Source organism: Kribbella sp. NBC_00709 (assembly GCF_036226565.1).
In the GTDB taxonomy this organism is placed as follows: Bacteria; Actinomycetota; Actinomycetes; order Propionibacteriales; family Kribbellaceae; genus Kribbella.
In genome coordinates, this window is record NZ_CP108996.1 from 8,851,204 (window position 1) to 8,874,966 (window position 23,763).

25 protein-coding genes are annotated in these 23,763 nt (G+C 66.6%); 17 read left to right on the forward strand and 8 right to left on the reverse strand.

Translation table 11 applies throughout. The features are described from left to right. Positions 1-3 precede the first annotated feature (3 nt). Together OHA18_RS43000 and OHA18_RS43005 are read right to left on the reverse strand one after the other, a co-directional pair. A complete protein-coding gene (locus tag OHA18_RS43000) occupies positions 4-360 on the reverse strand; it encodes an effector-associated constant component EACC1 (RefSeq protein WP_329001213.1) in 357 nt (118 codons plus the stop codon). A 563-nt stretch (positions 361-923) separates the two neighbouring features. Further along, positions 924-1,217 (reverse strand): effector-associated constant component EACC1, encoded by a 294-nt coding sequence (locus OHA18_RS43005; protein ID WP_329001214.1) that lies wholly within the window; start codon positions 1,215-1,217, stop codon positions 924-926. Between the two features lie 170 nt (positions 1,218-1,387). Between OHA18_RS43005 and OHA18_RS43010 the strand changes: the two genes are divergently transcribed. The 5 genes from OHA18_RS43010 to OHA18_RS43030 all read left to right on the forward strand — a co-directional run bounded on the left by OHA18_RS43010 (position 1,388) and on the right by OHA18_RS43030 (position 7,351). Then, complete coding sequence (locus OHA18_RS43010) at positions 1,388-1,714, forward strand: hypothetical protein (RefSeq protein ID WP_329001215.1); 327 nt, start codon at positions 1,388-1,390, stop codon at positions 1,712-1,714. Next, positions 1,711-2,067, forward strand: coding sequence for a hypothetical protein (locus OHA18_RS43015; RefSeq protein WP_329001216.1), 357 nt, complete (start codon positions 1,711-1,713; stop codon positions 2,065-2,067). The genes OHA18_RS43010 and OHA18_RS43015 overlap by 4 nt, the downstream gene beginning before the upstream one ends. Next, on the forward strand, positions 2,064-2,693 hold the full coding sequence (locus OHA18_RS43020) for a hypothetical protein (RefSeq protein ID WP_329001217.1): 630 nt from the start codon (positions 2,064-2,066) through the stop codon (positions 2,691-2,693). The genes OHA18_RS43015 and OHA18_RS43020 overlap by 4 nt, the downstream gene beginning before the upstream one ends. A gap of 99 nt (positions 2,694-2,792) precedes the next feature. Then, complete coding sequence (locus OHA18_RS43025; RefSeq protein WP_329001218.1) at positions 2,793-3,950, forward strand: hypothetical protein; 1,158 nt, start codon at positions 2,793-2,795, stop codon at positions 3,948-3,950. A gap of 296 nt (positions 3,951-4,246) precedes the next feature. Then, positions 4,247-7,351, forward strand: a complete 3,105-nt coding sequence (locus OHA18_RS43030; protein ID WP_329001219.1) for a DUF3427 domain-containing protein — start codon at positions 4,247-4,249, stop codon at positions 7,349-7,351. A gap of 250 nt (positions 7,352-7,601) precedes the next feature. Here the strand turns inward: OHA18_RS43030 and OHA18_RS43035 are convergent, their stop codons facing one another. Then, on the reverse strand, positions 7,602-8,309 hold the full coding sequence (locus tag OHA18_RS43035) for a GntR family transcriptional regulator (RefSeq protein WP_329001221.1): 708 nt from the start codon (positions 8,307-8,309) through the stop codon (positions 7,602-7,604). A 118-nt stretch (positions 8,310-8,427) separates the two neighbouring features. Between OHA18_RS43035 and OHA18_RS43040 the strand changes: the two genes are divergently transcribed. From OHA18_RS43040 to OHA18_RS43070, 7 genes are read left to right on the forward strand one after another with little or no spacing between them, the layout of a single operon-like run. Next, positions 8,428-9,768, forward strand: coding sequence for an ABC transporter substrate-binding protein (locus OHA18_RS43040; RefSeq protein WP_329001222.1), 1,341 nt, complete (start codon positions 8,428-8,430; stop codon positions 9,766-9,768). Beyond that, positions 9,765-10,688, forward strand: a complete 924-nt coding sequence (locus OHA18_RS43045) for a carbohydrate ABC transporter permease (RefSeq protein ID WP_329001224.1) — start codon at positions 9,765-9,767, stop codon at positions 10,686-10,688. Before OHA18_RS43040 ends, OHA18_RS43045 begins: the two co-directional genes overlap by 4 nt. Next, a complete protein-coding gene (locus OHA18_RS43050) occupies positions 10,685-11,497 on the forward strand; it encodes a carbohydrate ABC transporter permease (RefSeq protein WP_329001225.1) in 813 nt (270 codons plus the stop codon). The genes OHA18_RS43045 and OHA18_RS43050 overlap by 4 nt, the downstream gene beginning before the upstream one ends. 1 nt (position 11,498) lies before the next feature. Beyond that, positions 11,499-12,257 carry a 6-phosphogluconolactonase gene (locus OHA18_RS43055; RefSeq protein WP_329001226.1) on the forward strand — a complete coding sequence of 253 codons (759 nt, stop codon included), beginning with the start codon at positions 11,499-11,501 and terminating at the stop codon, positions 12,255-12,257. Between the two features lie 3 nt (positions 12,258-12,260). After that, positions 12,261-13,562 (forward strand): family 4 glycosyl hydrolase, encoded by a 1,302-nt coding sequence (locus OHA18_RS43060; RefSeq protein ID WP_329001227.1) that lies wholly within the window; start codon positions 12,261-12,263, stop codon positions 13,560-13,562. Then, positions 13,559-14,506, forward strand: a complete 948-nt coding sequence (locus OHA18_RS43065) for a hypothetical protein (RefSeq protein ID WP_329001228.1) — start codon at positions 13,559-13,561, stop codon at positions 14,504-14,506. Before OHA18_RS43060 ends, OHA18_RS43065 begins: the two co-directional genes overlap by 4 nt. A 59-nt stretch (positions 14,507-14,565) precedes the next feature. Next, entirely contained in the window at positions 14,566-15,540 is a 975-nt protein-coding gene (locus OHA18_RS43070; protein WP_329001229.1) for an aldo/keto reductase, read from the forward strand. Between the two features lie 44 nt (positions 15,541-15,584). Here the strand turns inward: OHA18_RS43070 and OHA18_RS43075 are convergent, their stop codons facing one another. After that, on the reverse strand, positions 15,585-16,472 hold the full coding sequence (locus OHA18_RS43075; RefSeq protein ID WP_329001230.1) for a LysR family transcriptional regulator: 888 nt from the start codon (positions 16,470-16,472) through the stop codon (positions 15,585-15,587). Between the two features lie 151 nt (positions 16,473-16,623). Between OHA18_RS43075 and OHA18_RS43490 the strand changes: the two genes are divergently transcribed. The 4 genes from OHA18_RS43490 to OHA18_RS43090 all read left to right on the forward strand — a co-directional run bounded on the left by OHA18_RS43490 (position 16,624) and on the right by OHA18_RS43090 (position 18,974). After that, entirely contained in the window at positions 16,624-16,914 is a 291-nt protein-coding gene (locus OHA18_RS43490; protein ID WP_442914364.1) for an SEC-C metal-binding domain-containing protein, read from the forward strand. A 10-nt stretch (positions 16,915-16,924) separates the two neighbouring features. Next, the gene (locus OHA18_RS43080; RefSeq protein WP_329001231.1) at positions 16,925-17,341 is read left to right on the forward strand and encodes a hypothetical protein; all 417 of its coding nucleotides are present in this window, start codon (positions 16,925-16,927) and stop codon (positions 17,339-17,341) included. A gap of 194 nt (positions 17,342-17,535) precedes the next feature. Further along, the gene (locus OHA18_RS43085) at positions 17,536-18,123 is read left to right on the forward strand and encodes a GNAT family N-acetyltransferase (protein ID WP_329001232.1); all 588 of its coding nucleotides are present in this window, start codon (positions 17,536-17,538) and stop codon (positions 18,121-18,123) included. A 71-nt stretch (positions 18,124-18,194) separates the two neighbouring features. Beyond that, positions 18,195-18,974 carry a L,D-transpeptidase family protein gene (locus tag OHA18_RS43090; RefSeq protein ID WP_329001233.1) on the forward strand — a complete coding sequence of 260 codons (780 nt, stop codon included), beginning with the start codon at positions 18,195-18,197 and terminating at the stop codon, positions 18,972-18,974. Here OHA18_RS43090 and OHA18_RS43095 read toward each other — a convergent pair. Continuing rightward, complete coding sequence (locus OHA18_RS43095; protein ID WP_329001235.1) at positions 18,971-19,696, reverse strand: DUF899 family protein; 726 nt, start codon at positions 19,694-19,696, stop codon at positions 18,971-18,973. The two genes, OHA18_RS43090 and OHA18_RS43095, sit on opposite strands and share 4 nt — an antisense overlap. A gap of 155 nt (positions 19,697-19,851) precedes the next feature. Between OHA18_RS43095 and OHA18_RS43100 the strand changes: the two genes are divergently transcribed. Beyond that, a complete protein-coding gene (locus OHA18_RS43100; RefSeq protein WP_329001236.1) occupies positions 19,852-20,766 on the forward strand; it encodes an RNA polymerase subunit sigma-70 in 915 nt (304 codons plus the stop codon). Here OHA18_RS43100 and OHA18_RS43105 read toward each other — a convergent pair. The 3 genes from OHA18_RS43105 to OHA18_RS43115 are packed head-to-tail and all read right to left on the reverse strand — an operon-like array spanning position 20,763 to position 23,753. Beyond that, entirely contained in the window at positions 20,763-21,596 is an 834-nt protein-coding gene (locus tag OHA18_RS43105) for a hypothetical protein (protein ID WP_329001238.1), read from the reverse strand. The two genes, OHA18_RS43100 and OHA18_RS43105, sit on opposite strands and share 4 nt — an antisense overlap. Positions 21,597-21,598: 2 nt before the next feature. Further along, positions 21,599-22,969 carry an amidase gene (locus tag OHA18_RS43110; protein WP_329001239.1) on the reverse strand — a complete coding sequence of 457 codons (1,371 nt, stop codon included), beginning with the start codon at positions 22,967-22,969 and terminating at the stop codon, positions 21,599-21,601. A 22-nt stretch (positions 22,970-22,991) separates the two neighbouring features. Beyond that, positions 22,992-23,753, reverse strand: coding sequence for an SDR family NAD(P)-dependent oxidoreductase (locus OHA18_RS43115; RefSeq protein WP_329001240.1), 762 nt, complete (start codon positions 23,751-23,753; stop codon positions 22,992-22,994). Positions 23,754-23,763 lie beyond the last annotated feature (10 nt).

A 23,763-nucleotide genomic window follows, 5' to 3' on the forward strand; every position in this document is an offset into this window, starting at 1 on the left:
GACTCAGCTCGCTTCGTGCTTGCGCAGGAACGCCTCGATCAGCTGTTCCTTCTCCTCGATCGACGCCGAGTCGATCTCGAGCGAGTCCGCGCCGATCGTCAGCTTCACGCGCTGGTGCGAGCTCCGCCGTACCAGCCAATCCTTCAAGATGGTCACCAGGATCGAGACCATCCCGCCGGCACCGCCCAGCGCGATGGCAACCTGCCCGATCGCGGCCGCATCCCCCTTGCTGCCTTCCGGCGCGGTCGTGGGCACGGCCCAGGTCTCGAACTCGTTCAGCTCCCGCCGCAACTGCCTGATCCCCCGATCCGCCCATTCCGGATCGTCATCCAGCAACACGACGTCCACCCAAACCCCCACGCCCCACCCCTCCCAGGATCGCGCCCATGATCCCGCGCCCGGAGCGATCCCGCAACGGTAAGTAGCCGCACACCTGCACTGCGCGGCCCCGTCGCACAGCAGGGAGCCCGGGGTGCTCGCGCACCCCGGGCTCCTTTGGGCTCCGCCCTTCTGGAGGGACGTCGGGCAGAGCTTCCTTCGCCGGGTCCGCCTCAAGCGCTGTCGTGCGGCTGCCACCAGGTCCGGTGCAACCGAGCGCCGTACCGCCATCGATCCGCGCCTTGACCACAACGAAGAGTCCGGTGAGCGAGCCGATCCCGAATTCTGCACCGGCCCAGACGCCGGTGCTCCCACGAAGACCTCATCGTGTTCCCCCTCGGAGATCCCCATCCCGGTCCGCCCCTCGCACCGGGCAGTCTCCCCACGACAGGTCGCGCGTCTTCCCCCCGCGCAACACCTGCGGCACACGCCCATCAGCGCGCGCCACACCAGCCCCCCGCCGGCCGCGTCGCCAGAATCCCACTGCCGACGCTACGCCCACGCCCGCCACCGAACAACGCCTGGTCAGGCGTTCAAACGTGTGACTAGTTGTGCCTCTTCAAGAACGCCTCGAGCAACTCCGCCCGCTCGCCGAACGTCGGCCGCTCCAGCTCGATCGAGTCCTCCCCCAACGTCACCACGATCTTCCCCGGACTCTTCCGCCGCTGAATCCAGTCCCGCAGTACGGCGACCAACGTCGGCACCGCCCCACCCGCCCCCACCAACGCCACCGCGATCGCAATGGACCCATCATCCTGAGCCAACCCGACCGGCTCGACCTCCTGCGTCGGCAACCCCTCCTCAGCCAGCTCCTTCCGCAACTGCTGAACAGCCTTCACACACCGCTTCTCCTCCACCCCATCCCCCGGCACCACCCGAACCTCAACCCAACGCCCCTCACCCATCCACCACTCCCGTCGTTGCCCAAGGCCCCCTGTGGATAACTTCCCCGCCACCCACCGTTCCCTCCCTATTCTGACCAAACCGCCCCACCCACGAAAGGACCCCGATGCCTCCCGACCAAGACCCCATCTGGGTAACGAAAACCTCAACCGCCGCCGAACTCCTCCCCCACATGCTCGAACGCTTCCGCCTCCACTACCAAGACCCCCTAATCTTCGGCGACACCCACCACCCCGAAGCCGTCATAATCCCCTTCGACCTCTGGCGATCCCTTTGCATGCGGGTCCTCGACGAAGACGGCCTCGAAGGCGCCCGGCCAGTCGACGAGTCCGAGGACAAGCCGAAGGAGCACCCTGTGGATAACTCCAGCCTCGCCAGTCCTCAACTTCCTATCCTGTTGAGGATGTCCCAGCCACCGGAAGGATCTCGATGAACTCCGACGAAACACCGCACATTCTCGGCAGCGGTGAGCGGATCTGGGTGATCGGCCCGTCCGCGGCCGCCGAGCATCTTCCGCGGATGCTCGAACGCTTCCGCTCGGGTGAGCCCGGTCCCTTCATCGTCGGAGACGCCGGCCAGCCCGAAGGCGTCTTCATATCGTGGGACCTCTGGCAACGCCTCGCCGTACTCTCAGCCGACACCCAAGAGTTCGATCACATCTACGACACCGCGCGCGCGTCCCTCGCCGATGACGGCCCGTCTGTCCCGCTCGAAGACGTCGCTGGTGAGATCGGCTGGGACCTCGAAGGGCCGATCGACGATTCCGACCTCCCGCCGAAGAAATGACCGCGCAGTTTCGGCTCCTCGTCCGGCCGAAACTTCGGCGGGAGCTCGCGATGCTGGAACACGCCGCCGCCTCACAACCAGGCAGCCTTCGCGATCGTGAGTTCCGTGCCCTGAAGCTCGGCCTCAAAGCGTTGGCCGAGGGACGTGAGGACGAGTACGCCGGCAAGCGGCTCGGCTACTCGGCCTCTCATTACGACCTCCGCGACTGCGCCGAGCTGAAAGTGCCGGTCGTCCCGGAGTCGCGTCACGGCCATGACCTCGGCCCGTCACATCGCCTGATCTACCGCGAATTCGAAGCCGACGACGGCGGTCCGCCCTACCGGGAGGCTGTCTGCTTCGCGCCACGCAGTTCAGATCTCCCGTTCCAAATCGCCGGCGCCCGCCTCGGCCGCGAAGTCGGACAACGCGTCCCCGAACTCGTCCACCTACCCAACCACCGCCCCACCTTCCAACGAGGCGCCGCCGAACCAACCGGCCCACCCCGCCTTCCCCTCCCACCCGACCTCCGCAAGGCCCTAGCCGCCGCCTCCAACGTCGCCCCCGCCCACGGCGCCGTCATGCCGCGACCGTCCCCTGGACGGCTCGCTCAACGGAGGATCGACAAGCCATGCAGTCGAGAGCTGTAGACATCCGCCTCAGCCGCCTGACTACTCGGGTGGCCAACAACTGCCGCCTCGTCCCGCGAGGCGATAGCGTCTGAGGAGCAGATCTGCGGGGGAGGAAGAATGGGGCGGAAGTTCGTCGTACTTCGAGAAGACGGCACCGAGGTCGTTCTCGAGGAGGTAGTAGCACCAGACGAGCAGCACCTCCATGACCGCTTTCGGCGGTCGCCAGGCTTGTTGCCGATCGAAGACATGGACCTCGACGGCCCGTTGTTGGTGGTCGGCCAGGAGGTGAGCCTCGCGTCCGGTCGGATCGACCTCGTCGGCCTTACAAGAAGTGGCGACCTTCTCCTAGTGGAGTTCAAGACCGGTCCACAGAATCCCGACTTTCGCCATGTACTCGCCCAGCTCGTCGACTACGGCAGCGATCTGTGGAGGCAATCCCTCGACGAGTTCGACAACACCGTCGTACGCCGCTATCTCACCAGCCAGTACTGCACCGATCCTCTGATGAGCGGCGCACGCTCACTCGACGATGCGAGACGCGCGATCTGGCCAACCATGCAGGAATCGGAGATCGACCAGTTCCAGACCCGCCTGAGCGAAGTACTCACGACCGGCGACTTCCACTTCGTCGGCGTGGCCCAGCGCTTCACCCAGTCGATGGAGAACACCGTCCGGTACCTGAACCAGTCGATGAAGCGTGGCAAGTTCTACCTCGTCGAGATGATCAGGTATCGATCATCTCCCGACGGCCCCGACGCGCAGACCTTCAGCGCATACGGCGGGCAAATGATCGCGCGACCTGAAGGCCCCAAGACGGATCCGGCCGCGCGGATCGACGAGGCCCGGTTCCTGGACACCATCGCCGATGCTGAGTACCGCCAAGCTCTCCAGCGGATCTTCGACGCTTGCCGTGTGAGTGGTCTGACATTCAGTTGGGGGACCCGGGGTACCTCGATCCGAATGGCCACACCGGACCGAGCCGAGCCGCTGTCGATCGGCTGGATCTTCCCGTCCGACACCAACAACTGGTCCGGCCTCTCCGACCTGACCCTCGGTTACGACTCAGGAAGTCTGGCAACCAGACCGTCCGTCAAGCACCACATCGAGCAGTACGCCGAGAAGGCACTCCGCCTGCCAGGTGGAGTGCCCGCTAAGGCGAAGCCAATGGTGGCGGCAACCTTCAACTCGCGATCGGTAGTCGATCAACAATCGGAGCTGATCGCCTTGATCACCGCCACAATCGACACGATCAACGAACTCGGAAACCTCGCCTGAAGCAGTGTCGAGCCGTCACTGCCCGAGCGTCGCACAGGCAGCAGCGCCGACGAGTTGAGGAAGCGGCACCAGCTAGCCGCAGGCCATCGAGGGCCGAAGAGATCGCTAGGCAACAACCAGCCGATATCGCCTGATCCAAAGCGTGTCGGAGAATCTGGGACGTCTGAGAAGCAAATCAACAAACACGACATCGACTGAACGGATCCTCGTAGGCAAGACACGCTCGGTGCAGTCGAACCAACACCGGTGGCTGTCGGTGGCTTCTGGCAAGCTCCTCTTGAAGGGGTGATTGCTGGATGGAGTCGGGGATATACGACGCGCTGGTCACGAATGGGTTGCTTGAGGCGATCGTGGCTGGTGAGGCGGGCGGACAGGTTGCTGTCCTTCATGATGTCGACGAGGCTGATCAGCCTGAGGTCCTGGCCCGGCATGTGAGTGACGCCGTACTGCGGGTGCTTGGCAGTACTCGTGATCAAGGGAAGCGGGTTGCGCTTGTCAACGACCTGCTCCTGCGTTTGGCGCAGAACGCCGACGGGCTGCCCGACGGCGCGGTTCGCCAACTGCACGCCGTACGTCCGCCCACTCGACCCGGCACCACCACGTACGGCGATACGCGTCCAAGTACTCCGTTGTCCGACGCGGCACTGCTGACCAACTCGCACGGTGAACCGTCCTTGGGGCCGGAGCTGCGCGCCGAGATCGACACCTCCGATGAGGTCGACCTCATCTGCGCATTCGTGAAGTGGTACGGCCTCCGCCTGCTCGAGCCCGAACTGCGGCGCCTGCGACTTCGTGACGCCCCGTTCCGCGTCATCACGACGACGTACCTCGGCGCAACTGATCGGGCGGCCCTCGACCGGCTCGTCAACGACTTCGGCGCCGAGGTGAAGATCCAGTACGACGTACTGCGCACCCGTCTGCACGCGAAGGCCTGGCTATTCCGACGGAACACTAGCTTCGACACGGCGTATGTCGGATCGTCAAATCTCTCGCGAGCCGCTCTGCTCGATGGCGTCGAATGGAATGTGCGGCTCTCGCGGATCGCCACGCCGGGTCTGCTGAAGAAGTTCGGCGCGACCTTCGACACCTATTGGAATGACTCGACCTTCGAGTCCTACGATCCAGCCCGGGACCGTGACCGCCTCGACGATGCGTTGGCAGAAGCGGGCAACCGCAAGACTTCGGATCGCGTCACGGTCTCACTCGCCGGCCTCGAAGTACGTCCGCGGCCGTATCAGGCCGAGATGCTCGAGGAGATCGAGGTCGAACGCGAAGTCCATGACAGACATCGCAACCTCGTCGTAGCAGCGACCGGTACAGGCAAAACGGTCATCGCCGCGCTCGACTACCGACGGCTGCGCGACGCCGCTCTTCAGCGTGGTGAGGCTGCGCCGTCGCTCCTGTTCGTCGCCCATCGACGAGAGATCCTCCAGCAATCACTCCGCACGTACCGCGAGGTTCTGGCCGACGCCACCTTCGGGGAGGAATACCACTCGGGTACGCGTCCCGAGCGGTGGCGACACGTATTCGCATCAGTGCAGGCCCTCCATGCGTACGACGTCAAAACGATGCCAGCAGACGCCTTCGAGATCCTCGTTGTCGATGAGTTCCACCACGCGGCTGCACCTACGTATCAACGCCTTCTCAACCACCTCCAGCCACGCGAACTGCTCGGTCTGACCGCGACACCGGAACGCACCGACGGCTTCGACCTGCTGAGCTACTTCGGCGGCAGAACAGCAGTCGAGCTGCGACTCTGGGAGGCTCTGTCAGCCGACCTTCTCTGTCCGTTCCACTACTTCGGCATCGCCGACGGCACTCAGCTGACAGATCTGCAATGGAAACGCGGCCGATACGACGAACGCGAGCTAGAGAAGCTCTACACCGGCAACGACAGCCGCGCAGCGATTGTCCTGCGCGAAGTCCGGGACAAGCTCTCCGACGTGACGTCGATGAGAGCGCTCGGCTTCTGCGTTTCGATCGCTCACGCCGACTACATGGCCAAGGTCTTCAACGATGCCGGCATCCCAGCACGGTCTGTCTCCGGACTGACTCCCAGCCGGGAGCGCGACCAGGCTCTTCGCGACTTGAAGGACCACCGCGTCAACGCGCTCTTCGCCGCAGACCTCTTCAATGAAGGACTCGACCTTCCCGAGGTCAACACCGTGCTCTTCCTCCGTCCGACCGAGAGTCCGACGGTCTTCCTCCAGCAACTGGGCCGCGGCCTGCGTCAGGCGGACGGCAAACCCGTCCTTACAGCACTCGACTTTGTCGGCCACCAACGCAAAGAGTTCCGTTTCGACCTACGCTTCCGGGCTCTCACCGGCAACACCCGCCGAGGCTTAGAGCGACAGGTTGAGCAGGGCTTCCCGCTCCTACCATCCGGGTGTGAGATCGTCCTCGACAAAGTCGCACAGGAAGTGGTCCTCTCCAATCTCCGAGGCCAAGTCACCGGACGCTGGCAAGACATGGTCAAGGAGCTCAAGACACAGGGCGAGCAGACCCTGCCGACCTTCCTCGAGGAGTCGGGTGCCGACCTCAGCGACGTACTGCGAACCGGCCGGAGCTGGACCGCTCTACGACGTGACGCCGGACTACCTACTCGTCAGGGTTCTGCCCACGAATCAGGTCTCCTGCGACGCGTGCGCGCTCTCGCCCACGTGGACGACCCCGAGCGGGCGCAAACCTATCGGCGTCTCTTCCAGGACGACGGCCCATCGTACGACGAACTCGCGCCGACCCAGCGTGCCTACGCCCGCATGCTGTTCTTCTCGCTCTGGCCCAACGGTGGCGGCTTCTCGTCGTACGCCGATGGGCTCAACGCACTCCGCCAAGAGCATGCACTACGCGACGAACTGCTCGAGGTGACTGAGTTCGCGATGGACCATGCCCGCCACCGCACCCTCCGACTCGGCGGCCGACTCAACGACCTCCCGCTCCGAGTGCATGCCCAATATCAACGCGAGGAAATCCTGGCCGCGCTCGACTACGCCAACCTCCAGCGACGCCCTAGCACGTTCCAATCCGGAGTCGTCTACGCCCAAGAACGGAACGCCGACGCGTTTCTCGTCACCCTGACGAAGTCCGAAGCGGATTACTCCCCCACAACGATGTACCGGGACTACGCAATCAGCCCGACGCTCTTCCATTGGGAGTCCCAGAGCAACACATCCGTCGACTCCCCCACAGGCCAGCGCTACCTCAACCACCGCGACCTAGACACCAACATCCTGATCTTCGCCCGCCAACACAAGCTCACCGACCTAGGCACCGCCCCCTACCTCTTCTTAGGCCCAGCCACCTACACCACCCACACCGGCAGCCGCCCCATAGCCATCACCTGGCAACTAACCCATCCCATGCCCACAGAGGTCTTCCAGGCATCATCGGTCGTCGCATAGGTCCTCGCTGCGCGACGGGCCCGTGTACTCGGCCGCTTGGAAGGGACGCTCGAGGCTGGCGCGCGGCTCCGCGGACCGTTTGCTCATTCCGGCGCGGGGCGGTCGGTGAGGGCGGTAGCCCGCGGTTGCCGGCGGGAGCCGGACACAACGGCGATGAGCCGGGGGTGGGTGGGGCGGCGCGGAGCACGGCGACGGAGGAGGCGCCCGTAGCACCGCGAGGGCCGACTTCCTCCCCCAGCAGACGTCCCGCTTAGCGGGTTAGGTCGGCGGTGAATTGGTAGGCGTCGCCTCTGTAGTGGTTGGTGCCGGATAGGAGGGGGGTGGTGTCTTGGGTGTAGGCGATTTCGGTGGCTACCAGGATGGCGGCGGCGGCGGGGAGGTTGAGGAGGGCGGCGAGGGTTTCGGTGGCGTTTTGGGCTTGGACTGTGTAGCGGGAGTAGGCGAACTCGAGGCCGTGGGTGGAGAAGAGTTCGTAGAGGGACGCGTCGGTCAGGTCGGTGTCGGCGAGCCAGGGGGCGACGGCGACGGGGATGACGAGGTCTTCGACGGTTACCGGGCGGCCGTCCATGCCTCTGAGGCGGCGGATGGCTGTTACGGGGGCGGTGGGGGCGAGGTGGAGGCGGTGGGCCTCGTCGAGGGTGGCGGGGCGTTCGCGGTGGTCGAGGATTTCGGAGCTGGGGCGGAAGCCGAGTTCGTGGGCCATCTCGGTGAAGGACTGGAGCCGGCTCGGGGGCTCGCGCAGTACAAGGTCTCGGACGTACCAGCCGCGTTGGGGTGACGGGGCGATGAGGCCGTCGTCGGAGGCGGCCTGGAAGCCGGCGCGGACGGTCATCCGGCTGAGTCCGGTCTCCAGCGCGAACTGCCGCTCGCTCGGCAGGCGGCTTCCGCTCGGGTACTTCCCGCGGACGATCCCCTCGCGGATCCGTTTCTTGACGCGCTCAACGGCGGGCTCTGTCACGGCGCTCACTATACCAGTTTCACGAGCCAAGCCAGGCGCTATCCCAAACTGGTTCACACTGGCATAACTGGTTTCAGCGTCGTAAGGTGGCGGGAAGTCACTGGACGAAGGAGTCACGATGGTCAGCAGGCGGAACGTGTTGAAGTCGGGGGCCGCGCTCGGACTGTTCACGCTGGCTGGATGCGCGCCGCAGGGCACCAAAGCGAGCAGCGCCCCGGCCACACCCGCCAAGTCGATCGACGTCGCCAAGGCCGGCGCGGTGACGCTGACCATGCTGGACTTCTGGGGCGGTGACGTCGCGAGCTGGGTGGCCAGCGCGGTGAAGGGGTTCCAGGCGAAGTACCCGAATGTGACCATCAAGCGCACGTCCGTCGACTGGGGTCAGTTGACCCAGACGGCCAATCTGCGGTTGAAGGAGAAGAACCCGCCGGACATCATCACGGTCAACAACGGCTGGCAGTCGCTGGGCACGTTGTCCAAGGCGGGCCTGGTGCTCAACCTCGACGGGTACTCGAAGGCGTTCGGCTGGGACAAGTTCCCGAGCACGATCCTGCGGCAGACCCAGTTCACGTCTGACGGCACGCAAATGGGCACCGGGTCCCTGTTCGCGACGCCCGTCGCCAGTTCGTCGCTGATCGGGCTGTACTACAACAAGACACTTCTCGAAAAGGCCGGTGCCGACGTGCCGACGGACCTCGCGTCCTTCGAGGACGCGTGCGCGAAGGCCAAGGCCGCGGGCGTGATTCCGATCGGCTACGGGTCGCAGGACAAGGGTTCGTCGACTGCGATTCTTCTTGCTCTGCAGGACCTTTTCGGCGATCAGAAGAAGATCAACGACTTCGTCTACTCGACCGGTGAGGTGAAGGCCGCCGACATCGGGATGACCGAAGCGGCCGAGCGGCTCAAGTCGTACCAGGACAAGGGGTGGCTGACGCCGAACCATGCCGGCATCCAGTACGCCGACGCGATCGACGCATTCCTCAAGGGCAAATCCGCGTTCCGGTTCGAGTACACGGGAACGCTGGCGTTCAAGGGCAATCAGAAGCAGGAGTACGGCTACCTGCAACTCCCCCAGGCCACCGGCGGAAAGGTCGTCGGTACGGGCGCTTCGACCGCCGTCGCACTCGGATCGAAATGCGCGCATCCGGACGTCGCCGCGTCGTTCCTCGATTTCCTCGCCGGCCCGCAAACCGCGCAGTACGTCGTCGAGAACGGCCTGCTCCCGCTGCTCAACGACGTCAAGGCGCCGGCGGACAACCCGGAGTTCGGCACCGAGATCGCGGGGCAGCGGTCGCTCGACAAGGACAACGGATACGTCCCGTACTTCGACTGGTCGACGCCCTCGATGCTCGACACCCTCGGCGGTCAGGTCCAATTGTTGCTGGCCGGCCGGAGCGCGCCGGATGCACTGGTGAAGGCGGTTCAGGCCGACTACGACAAGTTCCAGGCTGGACGATGAGCGTTCTGGCGATCGGGCGCACGAAAGCGAGAACGCGAACCGTCTCGCGGCAAGCCCGCAAACGACGCTGGATCGGCCTGCTCTTCCTCTCCCCCGCACTCCTGCTGTACGGCGCGATCGTGCTCGTGCCGCTGCTGCAAACGGTCAACTACTCGTTCTACAAATGGGACGGCGTCAGCGAACCGACCTGGGTCGGACTGCGCAACTACCTCGAATTCGGCCGCGATCCACGGATGTACGCCGCGTTCGGCCACGTCCTCGTACTGATTGTGATGTTCGGCCTGATCCCGCTCGCACTCGGACTGATCAGTGCGGCCCTGCTGAGCCGCGCGAAGATCCGCGGCGAAGGCATCTACCGATGGTTCCTCTTTCTCCCGCAGGTGTTGACGAGTGTCGTGGTCGCCATCATCTGGAAACGCATCTACGCGCCGGACGGCCCGTTGAACGGCTTGTTGCGCGCGGTCGGGCTGGGCCAGCTCACTCGTAACTGGCTCGGTGACTTCACCTGGGCGCTACCGTCGCTCGGCATGATCGGCGTCTGGGGCGGCTTCGGTTTCACCATGGTGCTGTTCCTCGCCGGGATTCTCGCCATTCCGGACGAGCTGTACGAGGCTGCACGATTGGACGGCTCGTCGCGGTGGCAGGAGTTCTGGCTGATCACGCTGCCGAGCCTGCGCGGCCAAATGGCGATCGCGCTCACCCTGACCATCACCGGTGCGCTCAGGACCTTCGACATGGTCTACATCACCACCCAAGGCGGCCCCGGTACGGCGACGACGACGCCGGCGCTTCTCCTTTACCAGTTGGCATTCGTCAACCCTGACGTCGGCAGGGCGTCCGCGACCGGCGTCGTACTGGCCGTCCTGTGTCTCGGGATCGCGGTCGGTATCACGCGGATCATGGAGAACAAAGACCGATGATCTCCAGATTCGAACGCGTCTCGAACTACGTCATCGTCATCGCGCTGACGGTCGGAGTGCTGTTTCCGGTCGCGTGGTTCGTCCTGACCTCGCTCAGCCCCAACACGTCCGGAGCGCTGGATTTCTCCAACATTGCCTGGAGCAACTTCACGGCGGCCTGGCACGACGGGAACCTCGCGCACTCGATGTACGCGTCGCTGGTCATCACGGTGTCCGCAGTACTCGGACAGACCGTGCTCGCAATCCTTTCCGGGTACGCGTTCGGCATCCTCGGCGTGGTCGGCGAACGCTTCCTCTTCCCGGTCATCCTGCTGGGAATGATGGTCTCGACCGAAGTGATCGTCATCCCGCTGTACTACGAGTTCCAGAGCATCGGACTGACCAACTCCTGGCTGGGACTGGTCATCATCCAACTCGGAATGGGCGTGCCCTTCGGTACGTACTGGATGCGGGCGACCTTCAGAGCGCTCCCCCGCTCGGTGATGGATTCCGCCGCCGTCGACGGTGCCGGGGTGTGGAGCGTCTTGTGGCGCATTCTCGTCCCGATGGCGCGTCCCGCAGTACTCACCCTGGTCCTGCTTTCGTTCATGTGGACCTGGAACGATTTCTTCCTGTCCCTGATTTTCTTGGGAGATCCGGACAAGCAGACCGCGACCGTTGCCCTGGGCGCCTTCCAGGGGCGCCATGTGCTGCAGGTCAATCTGATGGCGGCCGGTTCGCTGATCGTTTCGCTGCCGGTCGTGGCTCTCTACCTGTTCTTCCAGCGCGAATTCATCAGCGGCGTCATGGCCGGCGCGGTCAAGGAGTGACGTGACAACGCCAATCACCGTGATGCCCGACGCCGCCCAACTCGGCGAGGCCGTAGCCCAACGGATTCTGGAGCAACTGACAACCGGCAGGGCCATCATCGGCTTTCCCGCTGGCCGCAGCGCCACTCCGGTGGCAACTGCACTACGCAAATCCGGAGCCCGCCTGGACGGCCTTCAGATCGTGATGATGGACGAATACGTCACGAGGCGAGCCGGGCGCTGGGAGCTACTGGACCCGCGCACACCCCACAGTTGCATCGGCTGGGCCCAGCGGAACCTGTTGGGCCCCCTCGGCCTTGGTCCGACCAGTCTCCTCACCCCGGACCCCAACGATCCCGAAGCCTTCAAGGACGAGATCCTCGACCGAGGTGGCATCGATCTCTTCCTACTGGCCAGCGGTCAAGGTGACGGCCACGTCGCCCTCAACGGACCCGGTACGCCGCGGGACGCGCCCACACGCGTCGTCGAGCTGCCCGAGTCGACCCGCCGCGACAACATGTCCACGTTCCCGAATCTGCAGTCCCCCGCAGACGTTCCGGCGTACGGCGTCACCATCGGTACTGCGGAACTCGCGGAGCTCTCGCACTCCGCGGTGATGCTGCTCTGGGGATCGAACAAGGCGGACGCCTTCGACCGGATCAGCCAGGCCGACCGCTACGACCCGTTGTGGCCGGCAACCATCGTGCACGACTGCCGGAACGCCGGAATCTATGCGGACGAAGCAGCCGCACAGAACTCAGAACGAGAAGGAGTCTCATAAGACATGGCTCGAATCAAGATGGCCTACATCGGCGGCGGATCCTCCAGAGCGGCCGGCACCATGGCCTCGTTCTTGTGGCACGGGCCTGAGTTCGCGGGCTCGGAAGTGGTGCTGATCGACAAGGACCCGGAGCGGCTGGAGATCGTCCGCCGGATCGCGGAGAAGCTCGCCGCACAAGGCGGTGACGGCATTACGGTCACGGCGACCACGGACCAGCGCGCCGGCCTGACCGACGTCGACGCCGTACTGACCAGCTTCCGTCCCGGCAACTTCGACGCGCGGGCACTCGACGAGCGCATCCCGATCAAGCACGGCGTCATCGGGCAGGAAACGCAAGGCCCTGGTGGGTTCTTCATGGCGCTGCGTTCGATCAACGACATGCGCGGCATCACCGACGACCTGCAGGCAGTCGCCCCGAACGCGGTGATCTTCAACTACACCAACCCGGTCAACATCGTCTCGCAGGCGGTCGCGGACTACACGCCGATCCCGATCTACTCGATGTGCGAGGGGCCGCTCGTGTTCCCGCCCGTCGTACTCCGGGCCGCCGGGCTCGACCCCGAGCGGGCCAGGGTCACGATGGCCGGCGTGAACCACAACTGCTGGAGCTACGAACATCTGTACGACGGCAAGGACGTCATGCCCTTGCTCGAAGCGGCCTGGGAAGAGCGCAAGGACGACCCGACGCTCGACGACAACTCCAAGCGGGCGCTGCACCTCGCCGTGGTCATGCAGTCCATCCCGTCGGACTACTTCAACTACTACTACTTCCGCAACGAGGTGTTCAGGGCGCAGCAGGCCGCGCCGCGGACCCGCTCCGAAGTGATCATGAACGAGGTGCCTGGGTACTGGGACCACTACCGCGAGCAGGCCGAGTCCAGCCACCCTGAGCTCGACCCGGCCCGGTCGCGGGGCGGAATCCACGAACTGGAGCTGGCCATCGACGTCATGAGCGCGTACTACAACGACACGGGCGCCCGCCTGCCCGTCAACCTTCCGAACGCCGAGAGAGCGCTCCCCGGGTTCGATGCCGAGACTGTGGTCGAGGTCTATTGCACGGTGAACCGGAAGGGCTGCCACATCGAGCCGCAACAACCGCTGCCGCTCGCGGTGCGGGGCATCACGCGCCAGCTCGCCGACTACCAGATGCTCGCGGCGAAGGCCGCCTGGGAAGGAAATCGGGCCGACGCGATCCGCGCGCTCATCGCGAATCCGCTGGTTCCCGATCTGGCCGTCGCCGAGCCCTTGTACGACGAGATGGCCGCCGCGCATTCGGCGTACCTGCCGGAGAGACTTCTCCGGTGAGAGATGTCTTCCTCGCCGTCGACGCCGGCAACACGAAGACCTGGGCGGGGTTGACGACGGCCGACGGCGATCTCATCGGCCTTGCGCGCGGCGGGGTCGGCGACATCTACGCACCGGCGGGGCCCGAGGCGGCCAAAGCGGTCGTCCTCGGCCTCGTCGGCGACGTACTCGCGTCGGCGGACCTCGAACCGTCCGACGTCAACCACGCCGCGTTCCGATTGGCGGGGGTGGATTGGCCGGTCGACGAGCAGTTCTGGCGCACGACGCTCAAGCCGCGCTTCAACAGTCTCAGCATCAAGAACGACGGCTTCGCGCTGATCCGCTGCGGCCGGCTGGATGGGCAAGGCATCTCCGTCGTACTCGGCACGGGCGCGGCGCTCGCCGGCTGCGGGCCGGACAAGGAATGGGCGTTGTCGTGGTGGCTCCAGCACCCGCTCGGTGCGGCCGGTCTGGTCAGCGAGGCGATGCGGGCGGTCTACCTGGCTCAACTCGGCATGGGCGAGTCGACCAAGCTGTCCGCCGTACTGCCGCCTTTGTTCGGGGCATCGACGCCGGAGGAGATGCTCGAGCTCACCACTGCGCGAGGTAACACGTTCACGTTCGCGGCTCAGGCCGCACTCGCTCCAGCAGTCCTCGCACTCGTCGACGACGACTCGGTTGTGGCACAGCTGGTCAACACGCAGGCGGAGCGGATCACGGAGTACGTCGGCAGCCTCGCGCGGACCTGTGGACTGGTCGGACCAGTGACCGTAGTTGTCGGCGGCGGTCTCGTCCGGGAGCCGGATGCGCCGCTGTTCGCCGCGCTCCGCCGTACCTGTGGGGACCTCGATCTGCGGCACAGCCAGGACCCCGCTCTCCTCGGCGCGCTGCTCGATGCGATCGCCGAAGGTGGCGCCACGCCGACCGAAGCAACCAGGAACAGGCTGACTCAGAAGCTCAGGTGATGGGACTGTCCTGATTATTTTGTTGGAAGAGTTGGCTGCGGCGAGCAAAGGTGGGGGGTATGGACTTCACTCATCTTGGGCGTACTGGGTTGTCGGTTAGTCGGATCGTGCTGGGGACGATGAACTTCGGTCCTCACACCGAGGTGGGGGACGCGCACGCGATCATGGACGCGGCGCATGACAAGGGCATCAACTTCTTCGACACCGCGAACGGGTACGGGCGGGCCATCTACCCGGGGCGGACCGAGGAGATCATCGGCGAGTGGTTCGCCAAGGACCCTGCGAACCGGCACAAGACCGTACTGGCGACCAAGGTGTACGGCGACATGGGCGACGGCTGGCCGAACGAGGGCAAGCTGTCCGCGCTCAACATCCGGCGCGCGCTTGACGCGTCGCTGAAGCGGCTGCAGACGGACTACATCGACCTGTACCAGTTCCACCACGTCGACCGGGACACGCCGTGGGAGGAGATCTGGCAGGCGATCGAGGTCGCGATCCAGCAGGGCAAGATCCTGTACGCCGGATCCAGCAACTTCGCCGGCTGGCACATCGCCCAGGCGCAGGAGGCCGCGGCGCGGCGCAACTACATCGGCCTCGTCAGCGAGCAGTCGATCTACAACCTGCTCGTGCGCGACGTCGAGCGCGAGGTCCTGCCGGCCGCGCAGCACTACGGCCTCGGCGTGATCCCGTGGTCGCCGCTGCAGGGCGGTCTGCTCGGCGGCGTCGTACGCAAGGAGAACGAGGGCGTACGACGGCTCGAAGGCCGCTCGAAGGAGACGCTGGAGCGGCTGCGTCCGCAGATCGAGCAGTACGAGGCGTTCGCGGACGAGCTCGGCCACGAGCCGGGTGAACTCGCCCTCGCCTGGCTCCTGCACCAGCCGGCCGTCACCGGCCCGATCGTCGGCCCGCGCACCATGGAGCAGCTCGACTCCGCCGTCCGCGCAGTAGACATCAAACTCGACGAGAAGGCCCTCACCCGCCTCGACGAGATCTTCCCCGGCTACAAGACCTCCCCCGAGGACTACGCCTGGTAAGACCCCTCAAAAGCAGCCGGCCGCCCACAAGCGGCCGGCTGTTTTTATGCGTGGACCGCGGTGGTGGGGAGCATGCCGATGAGGGCGTCGGCGGCTAGGGAGGCGGCGGGGCCGGTGGGGACGGCTACTGAGACTTGCCAGGCGGAGGCGGCGCCGGGGGCCAGGGAGACGGTGACGTGGTCGCCGTGTTTGGCGGCGATGCGCTCGGGGACGAGGGCCACGCCGAGGTCGTAGGCGACGAGGGCCAGCAGCGTGTGTACGTCGTTGACCTCGATCGTCACGGGATGAGCGACACCGGCGGTGGTGAACGCGCTGTCCGAGATCGCCCGGGCGCCCCAGGTCGGGTCGAAGTCGACGAACGACTCGCCGGCCAGGTCGTCCAGGGTGACGCGGGACGACTTCGCGAGGCGGTGGTCCGGCGCGCAGACGAGCACCATGGACTCGCGGGACAGCGGTCGGAGATCGAGCCCGTCGACCGGGTCGCCCGCCGTGGCGACGAACGCAACGTCGAGCCGGCCGGAGGCAAGCTCGTCCAGCATCGGCGTGGAGCCGCCCTGGCGGACCTCGATCTCGACAGCCGGGTACGCCGAGCGGAACTTCGCGAGCAACGCCGGTACATCGACCACGCCGAGGCACTGCTCCAGCCCGACAGTCAGATGCCCGCGCAGCAGCCCCTGGACCGCGGCGACCGCGTCCTTCGCGGCCTCGGCGGCGGCCAGGGTACGGCGGCCCTCGCACAGCAGCGCCCGGCCCGCCTCGGTGAGCTCCACGCTCCGGGTGTTCCGGACGAACAGCGACGCCCGGAGCTCGCGTTCGAGCGCGCGGATCGAGGCGGACAGCCCCGACTGCGAGATCGACATCGCCTCGGCCGCCCGCGTGAAGTGCTTCTGCTCGGCCACCGCCACGAAGTGTTCCAAGTGCCTCAGCTCCATGACTAAGAACTGTAGTCGATCGAAACACCCCGATTCTGCGGCACCGCATGTTGGATCGCGGCACCCGCCCACCGGGGCGGATCGCCAGGCCATCACAACTGCCCGCTGGAGCACGCCCCAGGCGGAGCCGGGCCCTTTCTGCGCGATTGTGATGGCCTGGCGATCCGCCTCCGTCGGCAAGGGCGGACACCCACGACTCACCAACGTGCGTGCCCGCGAGCAGCGGGTCACGATCGCGACCTGGACGTACGGCGGTCTGCGGGACTGCCTGCGAGATGTCCGGATCCGCCACGACGAATTACCCGACGGTCGACGTGTCGCCTGGCCGCCGCCTCGCAACCAGGTGTGCTGGTGTGGATCGGGCATCAAGTACAAGAAGTGCTGCGGAGGGCCGCTACCTGCCGTCGAGCCCGTGCCCTCTCGTGCGGATCCCAGTGGGTAGGGTGTTGCGCATGGCGGATGAGGAGTTTCGGGTTGAGGTTGTGCTCAGTGACGAGGGGCACGGGTTGACGTTCTGGGACCGGTTGCGGGCGTTGGATCTGGACGACGACGCGCGGAAGCGGCTCGGGAGTCAGGTGACGGTGACCCGGGACGGGAACCGAATGCTGATGTACACGCACACGCTCGAGGACGCCCAGGAAGCGGAGCGGACCGCCAAGGACCTGGTGGCCGCCGACGGCCTCGACGCGACGTACACAGTCACGCGGTGGAATCCGGCCGAGCAGGACTGGACCGACCCGAGCGTGCCGGTCGGCCCGCACGACGCGGCCGGCGACGAGGCGAAGAACGCGAACATGGAGGTCCCGGACCCGCGATACGTCGTGGTGCAGGCATACAAGCCGGAGTTCCTCCGCGACCTCGGCCTGTAAGCCGACATCGAACCCGGCGGGCTGCCGTCGGCTCAGCAGGTCAGCGCGGCGTTCGCCGGGTCCTTGCAGCACCGCAACGGTTGCCCAGGGCAACGAGTCGGTCGTTGCCGACCGGCGCGGGGACCGTACGTCCGTCGCCGACGATCTCCAGCGGTCCGAGAATGCGGAACTCCCTGCGCTTTAGGCTGGCAGCTATGGATGTCTTGCTGGGGCCCGTGAGGGAAGACGATGTGGCGTTGCTCCAACGGTTCGCGGTCGAGCCGGGGCTGATCGGGCTGGACTGGAACGGGTTTCGGGATGCGCAGGCGCCGGCGCGGCGGTTCGCCGCGGACGGTTTCCTCGGAGACGAGGACGGGCGGCTGATGGTCCGGACCGGCGCGGACACGGCTGGGCTGGAGACGGCGGGGCTCGTGAGCTGGCGATCGGGGTCGTTCGACGGCAGGACGAAGTACTGGGAGATCGGGATCGCGCTGCTGCCGGAGTACCGCGGGCGTGGGATCGGGTGGCGGGCGCAGGCGATGCTGACGGCGTACCTGTTCGAGCACACGCCGGTGCAGCGGATCCAGGCCGCGACCCATCCGGAGAACGTGGCCGAGCAGAAATCGTTGGAAAAGGCGGGTTTCCGGCTCGAAGGGGTGATCCGCGGGTGCGAGTTCCGGGCCGGGCGGCTGCGGGACGGGTATCTGTACAGCCGATTGCGGGACGACCCCGCACCGGACGTCGGCAACGGTTCGGTGACGGGAAACGCATCTGGCACGACTGGGGAACCTCTCGCGCATTAGTCTCGGCGGGTCGCTGCACGCTTACTCGGTGTGCTTCTGCGACATTGAAAAAGCTGAGAGAGGGGTCGCACGTGTCGCGTCGTCGTGGTCTGGTCGCCGGTGCCGTCGTACTGTCGTTCGTGCTCGCCGGGTGCTCCGACGTGGCCGCGAGCGAGACGAGTCCCTCGGATACTCCTGCGACCACGGCGTCTTCTCCGAGTACCACGCCTACTGCGAAGCCGACTGTGAATCCCACGGTCAAGCCGACGGCGACGCCGAAGCCCAAGGTGAAGCAGAAGCCGGCGTACTACGCGCTGCGCGTCGAACAGCAACTGGACAAGCTCGGGTACCCGGTCGGCGACATCGACGGTGACATCACCGCCCGCGCCAAGCAGGCGCTCTGCGCGTGGCGCGAGACGCACGGCATGCCGATCAGCCGCGACGGCCTCACGCTGAACGACGCCTACTCGGTGCTCAACGCAACCAAGCGCCCGGCGGCGACCCGCTCCCCCGGCATCTACGTCAACAAGACCTGCCAGATCCTGTACCAGGTCGTCGGGAAGACCATCAAGCGGATCGTCTGGATCTCCACCGGCCAGCCCGGCTACGACACCCCGAACCGCACCGGCAAGGTCTGGCGCAAGTGGGCCGGAGCGCACGAGAGCAGCCTGTACGAGGACGCGTACATGTACGACTCCTTGTACTTCCTCAAGGACCGCCCCGGCATCGCGCTGCACGGCTCCCGAGTCAACTCCCTCATCAAGCCGTACCCCGCCAGCCACCGCTGCGTGCGCGTCCTGCGCCCCGAAATCCACGAGATCTACGCCGACACCCCGATCGGTACCAAGGTCCAGATCTACGGCGAGTTCTAGCAGCACACCTCCGTGCGGCGTACTGCGGGCGTGGCGCCCGGCCTGGTCCATTGTGGGACGGGGCGGCCGTCCTTCGCCCACCAGGTGTGCGACCGGTGCTGCGGCCAGCCGGACGGCGAGTCCTCCCACTCTTCCTGCCGGCCGTAGACGGTCAGATCGAGCAGCTGCGCCTGCAGCATGGCGATTTCTGTACCGCGACCGATCGTCTCGTTCGTGAGGAACACCCGGTCGCCGACGCGCAGGTAGCAGGCGAGGTAGCCCGGGTCGTCGAGGAGTCCGGCGCCGACGCCGCGGTCCTCGATCCCGATCATCGAGTACCACGGCAGCGTGTAGCCCATGAACTCGCGGTACGGCGCGATTTCCTCCCACGGACCCTCGCAGAAGATCGCGAAAGACACGCCGCGGTGGTTCAGGTAGCTGGCGTCGTGCACGTCGAAGATGCTCGCGGTGCATCCCTCGCACTGACCTTCGATCCCCGCGCCGAGGTGCCACATGTGCTTGTAAACGATGAGTTGGTCGCGGCCGTCGAAGACGTCGAGGAACGGCACCGGCCCGTTCGGGCCGACCAGGGTGGCGGTCGCGTCGACCTCGGTCATCGGCAGCCGCCGCCGGGCCGCCGCGATCGCGTCACCCTCCCGGGTGTGCGCCTTCTCCCGGACCAGGAGGGCCTGGCGTTCACGACTCCAGGTCTCACGGTCGACAATCTCTGGCGATGCGGTCATCGGGTTCTCCTCGTCGGTGTGGGCCGGACAGGCCCGTACGGTGTTATGAATATCGACGAGCTACCCGGCGCATCGTCATCGCACTTTTCTTGACGACAGCTACGGCTTTGGTGACGGCGTACGCGCGGCAGCACGATCCGGGAGGACCTGGGCGGATGACGAGCAGCGGGGACGAGGCGTGGTTCCGGGACGCGTTCGAGCAGCACCGGCGCGCGCTGCACGCGCACTGCTACCGACTCGCCGGGAACGTCCCCGACGCGGACGACCTGGTGCAGGAGACCTTCCTGCGCGGCTGGCGCTCCCGCACGCAGTTCGAGGGCAGGGCGTCGACACGTACCTGGCTCTACCGGATCGCCACCAACGTCTACCTCGATCACCGCAAAGCCGCGGCACGACGCAGCGTTCCGGTCGGCGACCCGATGGAGTGGTGCACCGACATCGGCCCGTATCCCGACGCGTTACTGGACCCGTCATCGGATCTGGCGGCCCGGGAGACCGTCGAACTCGCGCTGATCGCCGCGCTGATGTATCTCCCACCCCGGCAGCGAGCGGCGTTCGTCCTGCGTGACGTCTCCGGCTGGACACCGGTCGAGATCGCCGACGCTCTCGACCTCGCCGTACCCGCGGTGAACAGTCTGATCCAGCGGGCCCGAAAGACCCTCCGTCACTATGCGCCGACCGACTCCCGGCAATGGCGCCGGCCTGCGCTGACCGCTGAGGACGAGGACATCTTGCGTCGCTACGCCGCAGCGACCGATCCCGCCGACTTCCGCGAGCTGCTGGCCGCCGAGGTACGCATCACCATGCCGCCCGACCCACCGGTCTTCGGACGCGATGCAGCAGCCGCATTCCTTGGCCGGCCGATGGACTGGCGTACGGTCCCCTCCGCCGCGAACGGCAGACCCGCCCTGATCTGCTACCTCCGCCACCCCGGCACCGACCGCTACGAGGCCCTGGTCGTCGACGTACTCACGATCGAGAACGGCAAAATCACCAAAACCAACGCCTTCACCGGCCCTCACCACATCGCCGCCTTCGGCCTTCCCACAACGCTTGATGCTGCTGGCTAGTGGCGGCGTTCTATGTGGGGGCGGAGGGTGCCGTCGTAGGGGTTTGGGGGGAGGCCTTGGAGTAGGTCTGGTAGGTGGAAGGTTTGGAAGAGGGAGAGGTCGAAGAAGGCGACCGCGTGAACGATGGCGGTGGCGGTGAGGGTGAGGACCTGGATCTGGAAGGCGCGGTGGAGGTTGTCTTTCGGGTCTCGCATGTAGACGGCGAAGGCGGGGAGGCCGTTGGCTTTCAGGGGGACGAGGTACTGGTCGCCGGGGTGTTCGGCCGGACAGTGAGTGGAGATGAGGCGGCCGATGTCGCGGGCGCCGCGGAACCAGGACGTGAACGGCGGCATCTCCCAGATCGCGTCGTCGGTGAAGAGGGCGACGATCGCGGGTACGTCGTACTGCTCGAAGCCGGCGCGGTAGCGGATCAGCAGCGCTTCGTCCGGGACGGCGGTCGGTCCCGCGCTGATCGGCGAGGGGCGCACGTCGCCCAGCAACGACGTGATGCGGTCGGTCGGCCAGCCTTCGATGGCGTGCAGGATCGTGGCGGCGCGCTCGGGCGGCGGGATGCGTTGGAGGGCGGCGATCAGGCCGAGGTCGATCGGGTGGCCGTCCATCAGATGCTCGGGGATGGGTTCCAGCCAGAGAATCTCGGAACTTTCAGAGAGCGCTCTCTCCGGATGAGCGCTGGCCGCACCCAGATCGGACGGGAGCGGACGGGTGCCTGCGCGGGTCAGACAGGCGCGCGTGGCGGCCTCATAGCCGGACGCAGCGCCAGCGATCTCGACGGCTTCGGTGATGGAGCCGAGCATGCGGTAGCAGTGCGAGACCAACCCGGAGTCGTCCATACCTACTCCATCGGCCAGGCCCGGCTGTCGGTCTGGTGGTCGGCCAGGTAGCCGGCCAGCGCCAAAGCCCTCATGTCCTGATGATGCGGTACGGCGAGCTGTGCGCCAATGGGCAGCCCGGAAGCGGACCACCCGGCGTTCACTGTGGTCGCCGGGTGCTGCGACATGTTGTACGGCACGGTGAACCCGATGTGCTCGAACGGCTTCGACGGGTCGTCCGTCGGATACGCGAGCTCGGCCGGGAACGCCGTGATCGGCGCGACCGGCGACAGAATCACGTCGTACGCCGTGAAGACCCGGCCGACCGCCGCGGCCATCGCGCCCATCTGGCTGTACCCGTGGAAAACGTCGGCTCCGGAGAGATCCCCCGCCGTCGACACCCACTCGCGGATCTGCGGGAGAACCTTTGCTCGCCGTTCCTCGGGCAGCGCGGCGATGTCCGTCGCGGAGCGGATGCGCCAGAAGCGATCCAGGCCGTCGAGCATCTCGCGCGTGATGATCGGGTCGATCGGCTCGACCAGAGCGCCGGCCTTCGAGAGTACGGCGGCCGTTGCCGAGACCGCCGCGGTGACCGCGGGATCCACCGGCAGCCCGACGCCGGCGTCGAGAAGCAACGCCACCCGCAGGCCCTCGAGCTCCACCGAGTAACTGTCCTCGGCGGCGGGGAACGACGTGTGGTCGCGCGGGTCGTACCCGGACATCACCGACAACGCCAGCGCCGCATCCGGCGCAGTACGCGTCAGCGGCCCGATCGCCCGCCCCGGGTACGGATTGCCGACCGCGACCCGACCATGAGTGGGTTTGAGGCCGACCAGCCCGCACCACCCGGCCGGCAGCCGGATCGAGCCGCCGATGTCGGTGCCGATGTGGATCGGCCCGTACCCGGCTGCCGCCGCGGCCGCCGCGCCCGCACTCGATCCGCCGGCCGTCTTGGACAGATCCCACGGATTGCGGGTCAGGTGATGGAACGTCGACACGCCCGACGAGAGCATCCCGTACTCCGGCATCGTGGTCTTGCTGAAGATCACCGCCCCCGCCGCGCGCAGTCGAGCCGCGGCCGGCGCATCCTCGGCCGCCGGGATCAGCGGTGTCGCCGCGGTCCCCTGCGGTACCGGCGTACCTCGGGTGGCGATGTTCTCCTTCACTGTGACCGGTACGCCGTCCAGCGCGCCCGCCGTACCGTCGCGCCAGCGTCGCTCGGACTCGAGCGCCGCCGCCCGTGCCCCCTCGGGATCGAGTGCGTAGAGCGCACAGATCTGTGGCTCGAGGGCACCCACCCGGGCCAGGACGTCGTCGATCACCTCGACCGGTGACACCGAGCCGTCGCGGTACTTCGCCAGCAGTTCAGTTGCCGTCAGGTCGGCGAGATGCATGCGGGCTCCCTCGGATAGCGGATCAGTTCGGTGGGTCGAAGCGGCCGTCGACCGCGGTCCAGCCGCCGTCGACCGCGAGTACGCTCCCGGTCACGAAGCTCGCCGCGTCGGACGCGAGGTACACCACCGCGCCCGCGAGCTCGCTGGGTTGGGCCCATCGGCCGAGCGCGCCCTTCTGCGCGTAGGCGTCGTACCAGCTCTGGTCGGCCTTGATCTGCGCGGTGAGCGGTGTCTCGACGACGCCGGGCGCGATCGCGTTCGCGCGGACTCCGGCCGGGCCGAGCTCGGCGGCCGCGGTCCGCAACAACTGCACCAGCCCGGCCTTGGTTGCCGCGTACACCGATTGGCCCGGCTCGACCGTGGTCCCGCGGATCGAGCTGAACCCGATGATGCTGCCGCTCCCCCGCTCCGCCATGCCCCGCCCGAAGGCGCGGATCAGCTGGAACGAGGCCCGCAGGTTCAGCGACACCACCCGGTCGAACTCCTCACCGGTGTAGTCGAGGATCCGCTTCCGCACGTTGGTCGCCGCGGTGAACACCAGCACGTCCACGGGATCCAGGTCAGCAACCGCTCTCTCGATGGCCGCGTCGTCCAGCACATCCAGCTCGTACGCCGCGAGCCCGGATCCCGCCGTCTCCTGAGCAGCCGCGATGTCCCGATCCGCGCACGTCACGCGCGCTCCATGCGCCGCCAGCGCCAGCGCGCCCTCGCGCCCGATCCCACTCCCCGCCCCGATGACCAGCGCGTGCTTCCCATCAAGCCGGAACAGATTCGCGTACTCCATGCGGGCCACC

Bases quoted from the DNA above. Each gene is read 5' to 3' on its own strand.
- OHA18_RS43010 (WP_329001215.1), top strand. From the start codon at position 1,388: ATGCCTCCCGACCAAGACCCCATCTGGGTAACGAAAACCTCAACCGCC.
- OHA18_RS43015 (WP_329001216.1), top strand. From the start codon at position 1,711: ATGAACTCCGACGAAACACCGCACATTCTCGGCAGCGGTGAGCGGATC.
- OHA18_RS43020 (WP_329001217.1), top strand. From the start codon at position 2,064: ATGACCGCGCAGTTTCGGCTCCTCGTCCGGCCGAAACTTCGGCGGGAG.
- OHA18_RS43025 (WP_329001218.1), top strand. From the start codon at position 2,793: ATGGGGCGGAAGTTCGTCGTACTTCGAGAAGACGGCACCGAGGTCGTT.
- OHA18_RS43030 (WP_329001219.1), top strand. From the start codon at position 4,247: ATGGAGTCGGGGATATACGACGCGCTGGTCACGAATGGGTTGCTTGAG.
- OHA18_RS43040 (WP_329001222.1), top strand. From the start codon at position 8,428: ATGGTCAGCAGGCGGAACGTGTTGAAGTCGGGGGCCGCGCTCGGACTG.
- OHA18_RS43045 (WP_329001224.1), top strand. From the start codon at position 9,765: ATGAGCGTTCTGGCGATCGGGCGCACGAAAGCGAGAACGCGAACCGTC.
- OHA18_RS43050 (WP_329001225.1), top strand. From the start codon at position 10,685: ATGATCTCCAGATTCGAACGCGTCTCGAACTACGTCATCGTCATCGCG.
- OHA18_RS43060 (WP_329001227.1), top strand. From the start codon at position 12,261: ATGGCTCGAATCAAGATGGCCTACATCGGCGGCGGATCCTCCAGAGCG.
- OHA18_RS43070 (WP_329001229.1), top strand. From the start codon at position 14,566: ATGGACTTCACTCATCTTGGGCGTACTGGGTTGTCGGTTAGTCGGATC.
- OHA18_RS43075 (WP_329001230.1), bottom strand. From the start codon at position 16,472: ATGGAGCTGAGGCACTTGGAACACTTCGTGGCGGTGGCCGAGCAGAAG.
- OHA18_RS43490 (WP_442914364.1), top strand. From the start codon at position 16,624: ATGGCCTGGCGATCCGCCTCCGTCGGCAAGGGCGGACACCCACGACTC.
- OHA18_RS43080 (WP_329001231.1), top strand. From the start codon at position 16,925: ATGGCGGATGAGGAGTTTCGGGTTGAGGTTGTGCTCAGTGACGAGGGG.
- OHA18_RS43085 (WP_329001232.1), top strand. From the start codon at position 17,536: ATGGATGTCTTGCTGGGGCCCGTGAGGGAAGACGATGTGGCGTTGCTC.
- OHA18_RS43095 (WP_329001235.1), bottom strand. From the start codon at position 19,696: ATGACCGCATCGCCAGAGATTGTCGACCGTGAGACCTGGAGTCGTGAA.
- OHA18_RS43100 (WP_329001236.1), top strand. From the start codon at position 19,852: ATGACGAGCAGCGGGGACGAGGCGTGGTTCCGGGACGCGTTCGAGCAG.
- OHA18_RS43105 (WP_329001238.1), bottom strand. From the start codon at position 21,596: ATGGACGACTCCGGGTTGGTCTCGCACTGCTACCGCATGCTCGGCTCC.
- OHA18_RS43110 (WP_329001239.1), bottom strand. From the start codon at position 22,969: ATGCATCTCGCCGACCTGACGGCAACTGAACTGCTGGCGAAGTACCGC.
- OHA18_RS43115 (WP_329001240.1), bottom strand. From the start codon at position 23,753: ATGGAGTACGCGAATCTGTTCCGGCTTGATGGGAAGCACGCGCTGGTC.